The sequence below is a fragment of the Streptomyces sp. MH60 genome, assembly GCF_002939385.1.
Taxonomy (GTDB): Bacteria; Actinomycetota; Actinomycetes; order Streptomycetales; family Streptomycetaceae; genus Streptomyces.
The window spans coordinates 1-14256 of sequence record NZ_MULI01000028.1 but is presented as its reverse complement, the minus strand read 5'-3'; the positions used below and the strand labels follow the sequence as shown (position 1 = coordinate 14256).

Here is a 14256-nt window from a genome sequence, read left to right as displayed (position 1 = left end):
TGTTAGAAATTAAACGGACCCCGGTCCGGATCGTTGCCGCCAGGTTTCGGCCCGCCCGTCACCATCTGTTCCAGTAGTGGGAGTACTCATGTCTGTCCGCATCCTTGCGCTCGTCGGCAGCCTTCGCGCCGGTTCGCACAACCGCCAGCTCGCCGAGGCGGCCGTCAAGTTCGCGCCCGAGGGCGCCGAGGTGCAGCTGTTCGAGGGGCTCGCCGACATCCCCTTCTACAACGAGGACATCGACGTAGAGGGCAGCGTCCCGGCCGCCGCCGCGAAGCTGCGCGAGGCCGCCCAGGGCGCGCAGGCCTTCCTGCTCTTCTCGCCCGAGTACAACGGCACCATCCCGGCCGTCCTGAAGAACGCCATCGACTGGCTGTCCCGCCCCTACGGCGCCGGCGCCTTCACCGGCAAGCCCGTCGCCGTCGTGGGCACCGCGCTCGGCCAGTACGGCGGCGTGTGGGCGCAGGACGAGGCCCGCAAGGCCGTGGGCATCGCCGGCGGCAAGGTGATCGAGGACATCAAGCTGTCCATCCCGGGTTCGGGCGCCCGCTTCGCCGAGACCCACCCGGCCGACGACGCCGAGGTCGCCGCCCAGCTGACCGAGGTCGTCGCCCAGCTGCACGGCCAGCGTGCGCAGCTCCTCCAGCGCGGCCGCGACCGCCGCACGGCGGTGGCCGCCGCCGCGCGTGCAGGTGAGCAGCTTGCGGTGCGGGCGGCCGGCGCAGGGCACGCGGACGATCGGCAGCTCGGGGGTCAGCCGGGCGAGCCGGGGCACCAGCGCGACGCCCAGCCCGTGGGCGACCAGGTGGGCCGTGACGTTCCAGTCCACCGCGAGATGGACCACGTCGGGAGTGAACCCGGCGGCACCGCACGCCGCCACCAGGTGGGTCCGGCACGGGCTCTGCGGCAGCGGCGCGATCCAGCCCTCGTGGGCCACGTCGGCGAGGTCGGCCTCCTCCCGTCCGGCCAGCGGATGGTCCGCGGGGACGACCAGGTCGAACGGCTCGTCCAGCAGCGGCCGCTGTTCGAAGCGCGTGTCGGCCGACGGCGGGCTGGCCGGGGTCGCCTCCACCACCGCCAGATCGCTCTCCCCCTCGAAGAGCAGGTCGAAGCTCTCCGCCACCTCGACCTCCCGGATCCGCACCGACAGCCGGGGGTGCCGCTCCCGCAGCCGCGCCGCCATCGGGGCCAGCAGGACGGCGACGGCCACCGGGAACCCCGTCACCCGCAGCGGCCCGGCCGGGGCCCCCTCCCCCGCCCGCAGATCCTGTTCGGCCTCGTCCCAGCGGGCCTCGATCGCGTCGGCGTGTTCCAGCAGGCTCTCCGCGGCCGCGGTCAGCCGCACCCCGCGCCCCTGCGGCTCCAGCAGGTCGACGCCGAGGTCCCGGGCGAGCTGCCGGATCTGCTGGGAGGCGGCCGAGGGGGTGAAGTGCAGGGCACGGGCCGCCGCGGTGACGGTGCCGTAGTGGGCGACGGCCCGCAGCACGTGCAGCCTGCGCAGATCAATCATGAAGTGCACGCTTCACGGTGGAGTCCGTAAAGTCAACCTGGACGTGAACGGATCCGTGGCCGCACGCTGTCGGTGGCGCCACGGTGGGACCGAGGCCCGCACCAGCATCCCGACGTACCACTGACGAGGAGTCGCCATGCCCAGCACGACCGGTGTCGTCTGCCCGCACTGCGGGTGGCCCGACGGTGCCGAGCCCTTCCAGGTGCTGTCCGCCCACTCCACCGGGGCGGGCGGCACCCTGTGGACCCGGTGTGCCTGCGGTTCGCTCCAGGCCCGCGTCGTCGACGGCCACGGCACCCGGGTGGTGTCGCGCGGCAGGCCCACGCCGGCGGTCCGCTGACCCGCTACCAGGGCAGCGGACCCGCCGCGTCGAAGTAGCCCCCGGTGGGTCCGTCCGGGCCCAGCCGGGCCATCCGGACGATGACCTCGGCGCCCTCGGCCACGGTCTGCGTGCCGGTGTTGCCGTTCAGGTCGGTCGCGGTGAAGCCCGGCTCGACCGCGTTGATCCGCATCCCGGGGAACGCCTTCGCGTACTGCACGGTCAGCGCGTTGACCGCGGTCTTCGACGCCGGATAGGCGAGGCCCGGGTAGCCGTACCCGGGGCTCTCCGGTGAGGTGAGTCCGGTCAGCGAGGCCAGCCCGCTGCTCACGTTGACCACGACGGGCGCGGCGGAGCGGCGCAGCAGGGGCAGGAACGCGTGGGTCACCCGCACCAGGCCGAGGACGTTGGTCTCGAAGACGGTGCGCACCAGGCCGGCGGTCGTGTCCGCCGCCCCGGTCACCGAGTTGTGCTCGCCGCGCTGCTCGACGCCGGCGTTGTTGACCAGGACGTCGAGGCCGCCGTCGGCCGCCACGGTCTGCACGGCGGCGGCGACGGAGGCGTCGTCGGTGACGTCCAGGACGAGGGGGCGCGCGCCCAGTTCCCCGGCGGCGCGGCGGCCGCGCTCGGGGTCGCGGGCGGCGGCGTAGACGGTGTGGCCGGCGGCGACGAGGCGGCGGGCCGTCTCGAAGCCGAGGCCCTTGTTGGCTCCGGTGATCAGTGTGGTCGTCATGGGATCGAGCCTGCGGCGCGCCGGCGCCGGCAGCCAGGCGTCCGGTCTTCCTGGGACCACGGGTACCAGGAAGACCGGGCGCCCGGGGTGTTCACTGGGGCGCATGACGGCTACGGAGTTCGGGCGGGCGTTGCGGCTGCGCAGGGACCGCCTCTCCCCCGGGTCGGCCGGGCTGCCCGCGGGCGGGCACCGGCGGGCGGCGGGGCTGCGGCGCGAGGAGCTGGCCCTGCTGGCCGGTGTCTCCGTCGACTACGTCACCCGCCTCGAACAGGGCCGGGCGGCCAACCCGTCGGCACAGGTCGTCGAGGCGCTCGTACGGGCGCTGCGGCTGCCTGCCGAGGAGCGCGCGCACCTGTTCCGGCTGGCCGGGCTGGTGCCGCCGGGGCCCGAGACCGTTCCGGCGTACATCCCGCCGAGCGTCCACCGGCTGCTCGACCGACTGGCCGGCACCCCGGTCGCCGTGTACGACGCGGCGTGGACGCTGCTGCTCGCCAACCCGCCCTACGCGGCGCTGATGGGCGACCCGTCCCGGTGGCGGGGCCCGGAGCGCAACGGCGTGTGGCGCAACTTCGTCGGGCCGGGCAGCCGGGCCCGGTACACCCCCGAGGAGCGCCGGGCCTTTGAGGCGGCCCTCGTCGCGGACCTGCGCGCCACCGCCGCCCGCTACCCCGCCGACCGCGAGCTGGCCCGGCTGGTCGCGGAGCTGCGTGCCCGCAGCGAGCGGTTCGACGAACTGTGGCGGGCGGACGCGGTCGGCCGGCACGAGGCGGCCCGCAAGGTCGTGGACCATCCACGGGTGGGGCCCGTCACCCTGGACTGCGACGTGCTCGGTGTGGCGGGCAGCGATCTGCGGATCATGGTCTACACGGCCGAGCCGGGCACCGCCGACGCGGAGCGGCTCGCCCTGCTCACGGTCCTGGGCACCCAGGAGCTGGTGGAGTAGCCCGTCCGCTCGAAGGCGTCACGCCCGCTCCCGCCGCCTGGTGACCCACAGGCTGCTGGCCGTGGTGACCGCGAGGACCAGCACGATGAACCCGAGCGAGAACGCGATGCCGATCTCGGGCACGTGGACGCCGGACTCGTGCAGGGCGTGCAGCACCAGCTTGACGCCGATGAAACCGAGGATGACGGACAGGCCGTAGGAGAGGTGGACCAGCTTCTTCAGCAGGCCGCCGATGAGGAAGTACAGCTGGCGCAGGCCCATCAGGGCGAACGCGTTGGCGGTGAACACGATGTACGGGTCCTGGGTCAGCCCGTAGATGGCGGGGATGGAGTCCAGGGCGAACAGGATGTCGGTGAACCCGATCGCGAGCATCACGACCAGCATCGGGGTCATCACCCGCCTGCCGTTCTCCTCCACCCACAGCCGGGTGCCGTGGTACCGGTCGGCGACGCCGAAGCGGCGCTCGATCGACTTCAGCAGCTTGTTCTCCTCGTACTCCTGCTCGTGCTCTCCCTTGCGGGCGTCCTGGACGAGCTTCCAGGCGGTCCAGATCAGGAAGGCGCCGAAGAGGTAGAACACCCAGGAGAACGCGGAGATGATCGCCGCGCCGGCCGCGATGAACGCGGCGCGCAGCACCAGGGCCACCAGGACGCCGACCATCAGCACCCGCTGCTGGTACCGCGAGGGCACCGCGAACTTGGCCATGATCAGCACGAAGACGAAGAGGTTGTCGACGCTGAGCGACTTCTCGGTGAGGTAGCCGGCGAAGAACTCGCCCCCGGGCCCGCCGCCGCCGGCCACCAGCAACCCCACGCCGAACAGGCAGGCCAGGGCCACCCAGACGGCCGTCCAGATCCCGGCCTCCCGGATGGAGACGTCGTGCGGCTTGCGCCCGATGAAGAAGTCGGCGGCGACGAGGACGCACAGGCCCGCGACGGTCAGCAGCCAGACGCTGAGGGAGACGTTCACCGGTGCTCCTCGTGCGGGACGGATCGCGTACGGGTGGTTCTTGGTCAGGGTGTTTCCGGGATGCCGCGCAGGCAACCCGGCTGTGCGCGGCCCCACGCACCGAGACCGGCGCGCACCGGCCGATTCCGACGTGACGGGAGCCCCCCGGATGAACCTTCGGCCCTCGCATCCGCTCCCCGCCCGCCGGGGCCCGCGCATCGGCGTGCTGGGTTCCTACGGCGGCTTCAACATCGGCGACGAGGCGATCCTGACCTGCGTGCTGAGCTGTCTGCGCGCCCGGCGTCCGGACGCGCACCTCGTCGTGCTGAGCCGGGACGCGGAGCACACCCGCGCGCACCATCCCGACGCCGACGAGGTGGTGCCGTGGGAGGGGGTCAGCCGCAACCACGTCCTCGACGTGCTGCCCGGCCTGGACCTCCTGGTACTGGGCGGCGGCGGCATCCTGTACGACGGCGAGGCGCGGCGCTATCTGCGGCTGGTGCGCGCCGCGCAGACCCGGCACGTGCCCACCTTCGCCTACGCCGTCGGCGCCGGCCCGCTGACCGACGCGGAGGACCGGGACGCGGTGCGCACGGTGCTGGCGGAGATGGCCGACGTCGTGGTGCGGGACGAGGAGTCGCGGCTGGTCCTGGAGGAGGTCGGCCTGGAGCGGGAGGTCGCGGTCACCGCCGACCCGGCGCTGCTGCTGGCCCCGGAGCCGTTCACCGAGGCGATGATGCGCGACGAGGGCATCCCGTCCGGCACCCGGCTGGTGGGGATGTCGGTGCGCGAGCCGGGTCGGGCCGCCGAGAAACTCGACGAGGGCGACTACCACGCGCTGCTCGCCGACGTCGCGGACTTCCTGGTCCGCCGGCTGGACGCGCGCGTGGTGTTCCTGCCGATGGAGCGGCACGACGTACGGCACGCGCACGCGGTGCTGTCCCACATGACGGCCCCGGACCAGGGCCGCATCCTGCACGGCGACTACAGCCCCGGGCAGGTCCTCGGCTTCATGCGCCACCTCGACGTGGCCGTGGGCATGCGGCTGCACTTCGTGATCTTCGCGGCGCTCACCGGCGTACCGGTGCTCCCGCTGCCGTACTCCGGCAAGGTCTTCGACTTCGCGCGCAGGCTGGGCGCACCGGCCCTGGTGGGGGTGGCGCGGGAGCAGGCCGGGCTGCTGCTGGCGGAGGTGGACCGGCTCTGGGACGAGTATCCGCAGCGCCGGGACGACCTGCGGACCCGGATGGGCGAGCTGTCCGCGTCGGCGCGGGAGACCTGCGAACGGTGCGGGTCCCTGCTCGACGAGATCGGCGCCGCACGAGGATCGGGCGGCGGCCCCGCAACCGATGAAGGGCCGGCGGACGAGGGGCCGACCGGCGACGGGCCCTACCGCGCCGAGCCACGGCCGCTGAACGCCTGACCCGGAGGTGAGCGATGCCGATCCTCGAAGAGCCCCACGACGCCCGCACCGTCACCCTGCCGCCCCGGCCCGCCCGGCACGGGGGCCGCTGCGACGTCCTGGTGGTGGGCGGCGGCCCCGCCGGGTTCGCGGCCGCGGTCGGCGCGGCCGACGCCGGGGCCGACGTCGTGCTGGTGGAGCGGTACGGCTTCCTCGGCGGCAACGCGACCGTGGCGCTGGTGATGCCGCTGATGTCGTTCCACAACGAGCACAAGCAGGCCGCGTTCACCGAGGCCGGGGACGCCTCGCGGCTGCTGCCCACCGACCACGGCGAGGGCGAACCGGTGGTCGCGGGCGTCCTGTGGCAGTTGCTGGACCGGCTCATGGGCCGCGGCGGCTGCCTGCCGCCCTCCCCGAAGACCGGGTACACGGTCCCCTTCGACCCGGAGCTGTTCAAGTTGTCCCTGCTGGAGATGATGGACGAGTCGGGGGTGCGGATGCTGTTCCACTCCTTCGCCTCCGGCGCGCTGCCGCTGGACGACGGCTCGGGCTGGCGGGTGGTGTTCGAGACCAAGTCGGGGCCGGTGGTGATCGACGCCGGGGTGGTCGTGGACGGCACCGGCGACGGCGACGTGGCGACGGCGTGCGGGGCGCCGTACGAGATCGGGCGGCCGGAGGACGGGCTGGTGCAGCCCATGACGCTGATGTTCCGCGTCGCCGACTTCGCCCGGCCGGACTTCGCCGCGTACGTGCGCGAGCACCCCGACCAGTGGCGGGGTGTGCACGGGCTGTGGGAGCTGATCGAGGAGGCCAGGGCGGGCGGCGAACTGCGGCTGCCGCGCGAGGACATCCTCTTCTTCGCGACCCCGCACCCGCGCGAGGTCGCCGTCAACAGCACCCGGGTGAACCGGGTCCTCGGCACCAGCGTCTGGGACCTCACCCGCGCCGAGTACACGGCCCGGCACCAACTGGCGCAGATCGACCGCTTCCTGCGCACCCGCGTGCCCGGCTTCGAGGAGTCGTACGTGGTGCAGAGCGGCACGCACATCGGTGTGCGGGAGAGCCGGCGGGTGCTCGGCGACTACCAGCTGACCGGTCACGACATCCTGGCGGCGCGCACCTTCCCGGACGTGGTCGCGCACGGCGCCTATCCGGTCGACATCCACAACCCGCGCGGCTCCGGCACCGTCCTGAAAAGGGTGCCGCGGGGCAGCTTCTACGACATCCCGCTGCGCTGTCTGCTGCCCCGGGGCACCGACCGGCTGCTGGTGGCGGGCCGCTGCATCTCCGGGACGCACGTGGCGCACTCGTCGTACCGGGTGATGCCCATCGCCATGGCGACCGGGCACGCGGCCGGGGTGTGCGCGGCGCTGACCGTACGGCACGGGCGCGGACCGCGCGGGCTGCCCTACCGGCTGGTCCAGCGGGAACTGCTGCGGCAGGGGGCCCGGCTGCGGACGGGGCGGCCCGACTGACGCTCCGGGCCGGGTCCCCGGTCAGCCCGCCCAGTCGAGCAGGCGTTCCCGGTGCTCGGGGGCGCGCAGGTGGGCGAGGGACTCCTTCTCCAGCTGGCGTACGCGTTCGCGGGTGAGACCCACGTGCTGGGCGACCTGTTGCAGGGTGCGGGGGCGGCCGTCGTGCAGTCCGTAGCGCAGGCTGAGGATCAGGGACTCGCGGGGCGCGAGGGTGCCGACGGCCTCCCGCAACTCCGCCGCGAGCGCCTGGAACTCGGCGACCTCCGGGGCCCGCAGCACCTCGGTGTCGGGGATGAGGTCGCCGACGACGGTGTCCCCGGTCTCGTCGACGGGGGTGTCCAGGCTGACCGCGTCCCGTCCGACCCGGCGCAGCCAGACGACCTTGTCCACGTCGATGCCGCTCTCGTCGGCGACCTCCTCGGTGGTCGGCTCGCGGTCGAGGCCGGCGCGGAGCTTGCGTTCCACCTTGGCGAGCTTCTGCAACTGCTCCACGACGTGGACCGGCAGCCGTACCGTGCGCGCGTGGGTGGCCAGGCCCCGTTCGATGGCCTGGCGGATCCACCAGGTGGCGTACGTGGAGAACTTGAAGCCCTTGGTGTGGTCGAACTTCTCCACGGCCCGGATCAGTCCGAGGTTGCCCTCCTGGATGACGTCGAGGAGCGGCAGCCCGCGGTGGGCGTGGCGCTTGGCCATCGACACCACGAGCCGCAGGTTGGCCCGCACCATGTGGTCCTTGGCCTCCCGGCCGTCGTGGACGGCCTCCTCCAGCGCCCGGCGCCGCCCGGGCGCGGGGGCGGGCTCGCCGGTGTCGGCCGCCTCCAGTTCCTCCCGGGCCCGCACCCCCGCCTCGATGCGGGTGGCGAGCCGCACCTCGTCCTCGGCGGTCAGCAGCGGGGTGGCGCCGATCTGGGTCAGGTACTGGCCGAGCAGATCGGGTTCCTCGTCGGGTTCGGGGATCCGGGTGCGCAGCCGTGCGGTGCGGGTGGTGGCGCGGCGGTCGTCCCGGGTGCCTGCCTGGGGTGTGCGTGCCTTGGGCGCCATGTCGTCTCCTCCGTCCCCTTCCGGATCACGGGGCTCCGGTCCCGCGTTCGCTGCTCAGCCGGCGGATCACCACCAGCAGGTCGGCCGTCGCCAGCAGGGCGAGCGCCCCGCACACCACGGCGATGACCACGAGGGTGCCGCGGCCCGGGCTGTCGCCGGAGCCGGTGTCGGCGGCCCACACGCCGAAGAACACGGTCCCGGCGAGGAACAGCGGCACGAAGACCGCCGACAGCAGCAGCCGCAGCCGGAGCGCGCTCCGCGCGTGGACCGGTTCGCTCATGCCGTTCCTCCCCGGCGGTGGGGTGTGGGCGGGTCAGTGGCCGGGTGCGGCCCGGCTGATGTCCGCGAGAGCGGAGTGCGGGTCGTCGGTGGCCGCGAGGTCGCCGAGGGTGACCACGCCGACCGGGACGCCGCCGTGCTCGACGACCGGGAGCCGGCGCACGGCGTGGCGGCGCATCAGCTCGGCGGCGCGGTCGGTGGTGTCGTCGGGTCCGAGGGTGACGACGGGCGGGGGCGTGCACACCGCGCCGACCGTGGTGGTGTCGGGGTCCCGGCCGTCGGCGACGCCGCGGAGCACGATGTCGCGGTCGGTGAGGACGCCGAACAGGTCGCAGTCGTAGGTCACCAGGACGTCGCCGACGTCCTCCTCGCGCATCAGCCGGGCCGCCCGCGTCACGGTCGTCATGGGCTCCACGGCCACCGCGGCCGGTGACATCACGTCTCGGATGCGCTGTGTCATGTCGCGCCTCCCGGGGTGTCGGTACGGGTGGGTCTGCGGGCCGCGCGGCCCGCGCCCGGGCCGGTGAACCGTGCCGTGGCGGCCGGCTCAGCCCAGGTCGATCAGGGCCAGGCCGATGTCGGGGCGGTGGGTCTTGGCCAGCTCCGTCGGGCTGTCCCGGACGACGACCTCCAGCGTCGGCCAGACCCGGCCGGACAGCAGGTGGCCGCCGCGGGTGGAGCCGTCGGACAGGCCCAGTACGGCGTGCAGGTGCGGGGTGGGTCCGTCGTCGGCGACGGCGATGTCCCCGATGAGGGACAGCACCTCGCACTGCTCCTCCACCGGGAGGGGCCGGTAGTCCTTGGCCTGCCGGTCGAACCAGCCGACGACCGCCTCGGAGAAGGCGCCCACGGCGGTCACCTGGCTGGCCCCCAGCGACCGGTCACGGGCGAAGGCGGTCAGCTCGGCGACCGCGTCCTCTCCCGCGTCGAGCACCACCACGTACACCGCGGACGGACCGTCCTGGACCTGCTGCCACTTCATGGCCCGGCGGGTACCCGGCACGGCCCGGGGCAACCCCGGTCTCGGCGTACGCCGGTCCCGTCGGCATCCGCGCGCCGGTGACGACGCCTCGCCGCGACGCCGTCAGGCGTCCAGGGCCCGGCCGATCGCGTCGAGCCAGCCGTCGACCGGTCCGAAGGTGAGCAGCCCGCTGCCCGCGCCCGCGAGTTCACCGGACGCGGGCAGCAGTCTGTCGTACGTCCGCCGCAGGGCCGGACGGTCGCCGAGGGCGAGGGCGAGCGCGGCCTCGGCGCAGCACAGCGCCTCGTAGAGCAGGTCGGGCGGCGGTTCGGGCAGGGCGCGCAGGGCGCCGCGGGCCTCGGCGTCCCGGCCCTCGGCCAGCAGGGCGAACGGCTCGGCCCAGGGCCGGTACGGTCCCCAGTCCGCGCCCGGGTCCACCTGCGCGGGCCGCCCGTGGGCCAGGCGCAGGCCGAGCAGGGCGAGCGGCAGCAGCCCGCGTTCCAGGCCCGGCATCCCCGCGCCGTCGAGCCGCCCGGCGGCCGACCGGTAGGCGGCCTCGGCGCGGTCGTGGGAGTCGGCGGAGGGGCCGGCGGTGGCGGCCTGGCGCAGGGCCGCGTACCAGGCGGTGAAGACGGCGACGAGGGGCCGTTCGTGCCGTTCGGCGAGCCGGTCCACGGCCGTCGCGTGGGCGTCGGCGGCGGTGAGGTCGGCGAGGGCGGAGCGGGCCTGGAGCCGGACCAGGTGGCCGAGGATCTCGTAGTTGACCAGGCCGTGCCGGGTGCCGAGGGCGACGAGTTCGGCGCCGATCGCGTCGCGGCGGGGAGCCAGTCCGGCGCGGGTGCAGGACTGCATGTAGACGCCGTTGAGGGCGAACGCGAGCAGCGCGGGGTCGTCCAGGCGGCGGGCGATCCGCTCGGCCCCGGCGGCGGCACGGGGCCCGCGCGGGGAGCGCACGCCCCGCGACTCCAGGGCGACGGTGGCCAGCAGGCGGCAGCGTGCCGCGTCGCCTGCGGGGTCCTCCGGCAGGGCGGCGAGGGTGCGTTCGGCCGCGGCGACGAGGCTCCGGGCCAGTTCGGGGTCGTCGCTGCGGGTCCAGTTGGCGGGGACGTCGTAGGCGCCGATCACCCGGGCCGTCAGTTCCGCGTCGCCCGTCTCCTCCGCCGCCTGGGCCGCCGCCGTCCGGTGCTCCCGGGCGGCCTCCAGGCCACCGCCGCCGGTGACCGCGAGGCTCCGCAGCAGGCCGACGGTGGATTCCAGGCGGGCCGGGGAACCGGCGGCGACCGTGCGGTCGTACGCCTCGGTCGCCCGGGCCCACAGCCGGGCCGCCGCGTCCGCCGGTTCGCCGGGCGGGTCCAGGTCCGGGTCCTGGGCGAGGATCCCGGCCTCCAGTCGGCGCAGCCGGGGACCGGGGTCGATGCCCAGCCGTCCGGCCAGCAGGGCACGGGCTCGGCGCAGCACGGCCAGGGCGTCCGCCTGCCGTCCGGTCCGGTACAGGGCGAGCGCGAGCAGGCGCCAGGACTCCTCGCGCCAGGGGTGCTCGGCGAGGTGCGCGTCCAGGTCGGGGACCGCCTCGGCGGCGCCGCCACTCCCCCAGGGCGGCCCGCAGCCGGTCGGGGGCCTGAGCGGCCGGCAGCCGGTCCGCCTCGGCGACGGCGGCCTCGAAGCGCCACGCGTCCACGGTGCCGGGCGCCGCGCGCAGGGCGTATCCCGGGCCCTCGGTGACGAGCAGCCGGGCGGGGGCGCGCGGCGGGCGGTCGGGTTCCAGGGCGCGGCGCAGGTCCCCGACGAAGGTGCGCACCGCTCCCACGGCCCGGGGCGGCGGCGCCTCCCACAGGTCCTCGACCAGCCGGGCGACCGGGACGACCCGCCGCCGGGCCAGGATCAGCCGGGCGAGCACGGCCCGGTGCCGGGGGCCCTTGAGCGCGAGCGCCCGGGGGCCGCGCCGGGCGGTGACCGCTCCGAGCACACCGAACGTGACCGCTTCCATGTTCCGTGTTCCGTCCGCTCCGATCAGCCCCCGCGTGCGCGATCACCACGGTACGCGTGCGGGAGGGCTCCCGGCCGGTTGCTGATCGGTTGCTGATCGGCGCGCGGCAGCCTCGAAGGCGTCACAGGGACATGTGACACGAGCGGGAACAGAGAGGCACTGACCACCATGACCACCACGGAACCGGCCGTCCCCGGCTTCACCCAGGAACGCGTGACGGTCGCCGACGGCATCGGCCTGCACGTGGCCGTCGGCGGCGCGGGCAGCCCCGTCGTGCTGCTGCACGGCTTTCCCCAGACCCACCTGATGTGGCGGCACGTCGCCGCCGACCTGGCGGCCGACCACACGGTCATCTGCCCCGACCTGCGCGGCTACGGCGCCAGCGACAAGCCCGCCGACCCGGACGGCACCGCGTACGCCAAGCGTGCCATGGCCGCCGACGTGGTCGCCCTGGCCCGGGAGCTGGGGCACGAGCGGTTCGCGCTGGCCGGTCACGACCGGGGCGCGCTGGTCGCGGTGCGCGCCGGGCTCGACCATCCCGACGCGGTGACGCACCTGGCCGCGCTCGACGTGCTGCCGACGCTGGACATGTGGGACGTCCTGCACGGCACGACGGCGGCGGTGGGTTTCCACCTGTATCTGATGGCGCAGCCGCCGGGGCTGCCGGAGCAGCTGATCGGCGCCGCGCCGGACGCGTTCTTCGGTCACTTCCTCGACGTGTGGACCCGCGACCCGGACGCCCTGCCCGCCGACGTCCGCGCCGCCTACCTGAAGGCGTCCCGCGAGGCGGTGCCCTCCATCGTGGCCGACTACCGGGCCTCGGCCGGTATCGACGTCGACCACGACCGGGCGGACCGGGAGCACGGCAACCGGCTGCGGATGCCGGTGACCGTGCTCCAGCAGGACTGGGGCGCCGCTCTCGGCTACGACGCCGCCGCGCTGTGGCGGGCGTGGGCCCCGGACCTGCGGCACCAGACCGTCGGCTGCGGGCACTTCATGGCGGAGGAGGCGCCGGGCGAGGTCGCCGGGGCGCTGCGCGACCTGCTGGCCCGGTAGGGCACGCCGGGGCAGGTGCACAACGATCGGTTGTACGTGCCGCCCGTCCGGTTGTTTGATCCGCCCGGCCCGGCTCGCTTTGATGTCGGGCGTGACGGAGTCGGGTGTGGTCGAGTCGGACCTGGTGGGCGGCGGATCGTCGGGGCGGGGGTTCGGATGGTTGTGGGCGGCGTACGCGGTCAGCGCGTTCGGCACGCGGCTCGCCTTCGACGCCTTTCCGTTGATCGCGGTCCTGGTGCTGGACGCCGGACCGGCGCGGGTGGCGGCGCTCGCGGCGGCCGGTCTCGCGGTGGGCGCGGTGGTGGCCGTGCCGCTGGGGCCGTGGGTGGAGTTCCGGCGCAAGTGGCCGGTGATGGTCGCGATGGACCTGGTCCGGTGCGCGGTGCTGCTGAGCGTGCCGCTCGCGTACGCCTTCGGCCGGCTCGGCTTCGCCCAGCTGCTGGTCGTGTCGGTCGTCGTCGCCGCGGCGGACATCACGTTCAGGGCCGCCGCCGGTTCCTGTCTCAAGGCGCTGGTGCGGCCGCCGGACCTGCTGCGGGCCAACGGCCGGCTCGAGTCGACGACCTGGACCGCGGCCCTGCTCGGACCCCCGGTCGGCGGGGCCGCGGTCGGGCTCTTCGGTCCGGTGGTGACGGTGGCGGCCGACGCGGTCAGCTACCTCCTCTCGGCGCTGGGCATCCGCGCGATCGGGGGCGGGGAGCCGTGCCCGCGGAGCACGGAAGCGGGCCGGCTGCGCGCCGGTGACCTGCTGGACGGCTGGCGGTATGTGCTCGCCTCGCCGGGTCTGCGTCCGCTGTTCCTCAACACGGTCCTGGTCAACGGGCTGATCATGGCGACGGCACCGCTGCTGGCCGTGCTCATGCTGGGTGATCTGGGCTTCGCGCCCTGGCAGTACTCCCTCGCCTTCGCGGTGCCGTGCGTCGGCGGGCTGGTCGGCTCGCGGCTGGCCGGACCGCTCGTGGCGCGCTTCGGGGAACACCGGGTGCTGGTCACCAGTGGGGTGCTGCGCGTGTGCTGGCCCGTCGGGCTGGCCTTCGTGGGTCCGGGGACGGCGGGCCTTGTCCTGGTGATGGCCGTCGAGTTCGGGCTGATCACGTCCGTCGGCGTGTACAACCCGGTGTACGCCACGCGTCGGCTGGAGTTGACGCCCGCGGACCGGGTGGCGCGCACCCTGTCGGCCTGGACGGTCAGCGGGAAGCTCACGACCGCGGCGCTGACCGCGGTCTGGGGCCTGCTGGCCGGTCTGACCGGAACGCGTACGGCGGTCGCGCTCGCGGGCGCCGTACTCCTGACGACCCCGCTGCTGCTGCCCCGACGGGCCCCGGCCCCGGCTCCGGCTCCGGCCCTGGTGAAGCCCACCGGCGACGCGTGAAGCCCCCGGCATCCCCATCCGTCACGCGGTAACACCGTCACGCTCCCGGCAACGCGCCCCCGCCCAGGCCGGGAAAGCACTGCCGGGCCTCCGCGAACAGGGTCGGGTAGTCGGTGCCGTGGGCCACCGCGGCGGCGAAGAGGGCGCCGAGCGCGGCGCGCAGCGGGTCCGGGTCGGCGGCGGCGCGGAGGGCGGGCAGGGCCAGGGCCCGGCACAGCGGGGCGCCCTGG

The 14256-nt window shown here is 74.8% G+C and carries 12 protein-coding genes and 4 pseudogenes; 7 read left to right on the top strand and 9 right to left on the bottom strand.

Annotated features, from left to right (window positions below; translation table 11 throughout):
- Positions 1-88 precede the first annotated feature (88 nt).
- Positions 89-637, top strand: a pseudogene (locus tag BZZ08_RS18940) (NAD(P)H-dependent oxidoreductase); the annotation flags it as partial.
- On the opposite strand, the pseudogene BZZ08_RS18935 reads toward BZZ08_RS18940, so the two are convergent.
- Positions 623-1510, bottom strand: a pseudogene (locus BZZ08_RS18935) (LysR family transcriptional regulator); the annotation flags it as partial. The pseudogenes BZZ08_RS18940 and BZZ08_RS18935 overlap by 15 nt on opposite strands.
- Positions 1511-1646: 136 nt before the next feature.
- Between BZZ08_RS18935 and BZZ08_RS18930 the strand changes: the two are divergent.
- A complete protein-coding gene (locus BZZ08_RS18930; protein ID WP_104633438.1) occupies positions 1647-1850 on the top strand; it encodes a hypothetical protein in 204 nt (67 codons plus the stop codon).
- Between the two features lie 4 nt (positions 1851-1854).
- On the opposite strand, the gene BZZ08_RS18925 is transcribed toward BZZ08_RS18930, so the two are convergent.
- On the bottom strand, positions 1855-2562 hold the full coding sequence (locus tag BZZ08_RS18925) for an SDR family NAD(P)-dependent oxidoreductase (protein ID WP_104633437.1): 708 nt from the start codon (positions 2560-2562) through the stop codon (positions 1855-1857).
- 103 nt (positions 2563-2665) lie between these two features.
- Between BZZ08_RS18925 and BZZ08_RS18920 the strand changes: the two genes are divergently transcribed.
- On the top strand, positions 2666-3505 hold the full coding sequence (locus BZZ08_RS18920; protein ID WP_104633436.1) for a helix-turn-helix transcriptional regulator: 840 nt from the start codon (positions 2666-2668) through the stop codon (positions 3503-3505).
- An 18-nt stretch (positions 3506-3523) separates the two neighbouring features.
- Here the strand turns inward: BZZ08_RS18920 and BZZ08_RS18915 are convergent, their stop codons facing one another.
- Positions 3524-4474 carry a TerC family protein gene (locus BZZ08_RS18915; RefSeq protein WP_104633435.1) on the bottom strand — a complete coding sequence of 317 codons (951 nt, stop codon included), beginning with the start codon at positions 4472-4474 and terminating at the stop codon, positions 3524-3526.
- A 148-nt stretch (positions 4475-4622) separates the two neighbouring features.
- On the opposite strand from BZZ08_RS18915, the gene BZZ08_RS18910 reads away from it, so the two are divergent.
- On the top strand, positions 4623-5876 hold the full coding sequence (locus tag BZZ08_RS18910; RefSeq protein ID WP_104633434.1) for a polysaccharide pyruvyl transferase family protein: 1254 nt from the start codon (positions 4623-4625) through the stop codon (positions 5874-5876).
- A gap of 14 nt (positions 5877-5890) precedes the next feature.
- Complete coding sequence (locus tag BZZ08_RS18905; protein WP_104633433.1) at positions 5891-7330, top strand: FAD-dependent oxidoreductase; 1440 nt, start codon at positions 5891-5893, stop codon at positions 7328-7330.
- A 21-nt stretch (positions 7331-7351) separates the two neighbouring features.
- Here BZZ08_RS18905 and BZZ08_RS18900 read toward each other — a convergent pair whose 3' ends face one another.
- The 5 genes and pseudogenes from BZZ08_RS18900 to BZZ08_RS18880 all read right to left on the bottom strand — a co-directional run bounded on the left by BZZ08_RS18900 (position 7352) and on the right by BZZ08_RS18880 (position 11598).
- Entirely contained in the window at positions 7352-8371 is a 1020-nt protein-coding gene (locus BZZ08_RS18900; RefSeq protein ID WP_104633432.1) for a sigma-70 family RNA polymerase sigma factor, read from the bottom strand.
- Positions 8372-8396: 25 nt separating this feature from the next.
- A complete protein-coding gene (locus BZZ08_RS18895; protein WP_104633431.1) occupies positions 8397-8651 on the bottom strand; it encodes a DUF6343 family protein in 255 nt (84 codons plus the stop codon).
- 33 nt (positions 8652-8684) lie between these two features.
- Positions 8685-9110: a CBS domain-containing protein gene (locus tag BZZ08_RS18890; RefSeq protein ID WP_104633430.1), complete on the bottom strand. Its 426-nt coding sequence runs from the start codon at positions 9108-9110 to the stop codon at positions 8685-8687.
- Between the two features lie 87 nt (positions 9111-9197).
- Positions 9198-9632, bottom strand: a complete 435-nt coding sequence (locus tag BZZ08_RS18885) for a PPC domain-containing DNA-binding protein (RefSeq protein WP_104633429.1) — start codon at positions 9630-9632, stop codon at positions 9198-9200.
- Positions 9633-9734: 102 nt separating this feature from the next.
- Positions 9735-11598: pseudogene (locus BZZ08_RS18880) on the bottom strand (BTAD domain-containing putative transcriptional regulator).
- A 168-nt stretch (positions 11599-11766) separates the two neighbouring features.
- Here BZZ08_RS18880 and BZZ08_RS18875 point away from each other — a divergent pair.
- Together BZZ08_RS18875 and BZZ08_RS18870 are read left to right on the top strand one after the other, a co-directional pair.
- Positions 11767-12654 (top strand): alpha/beta fold hydrolase, encoded by an 888-nt coding sequence (locus BZZ08_RS18875; protein WP_198601568.1) that lies wholly within the window; start codon positions 11767-11769, stop codon positions 12652-12654.
- An 82-nt stretch (positions 12655-12736) separates the two neighbouring features.
- Positions 12737-14026, top strand: coding sequence for an MFS transporter (locus tag BZZ08_RS18870; RefSeq protein WP_104633427.1), 1290 nt, complete (start codon positions 12737-12739; stop codon positions 14024-14026).
- A 37-nt stretch (positions 14027-14063) separates the two neighbouring features.
- Here BZZ08_RS18870 and BZZ08_RS18865 read toward each other — a convergent pair.
- Positions 14064-14256, bottom strand: a pseudogene (locus BZZ08_RS18865) (hypothetical protein); the annotation flags it as partial.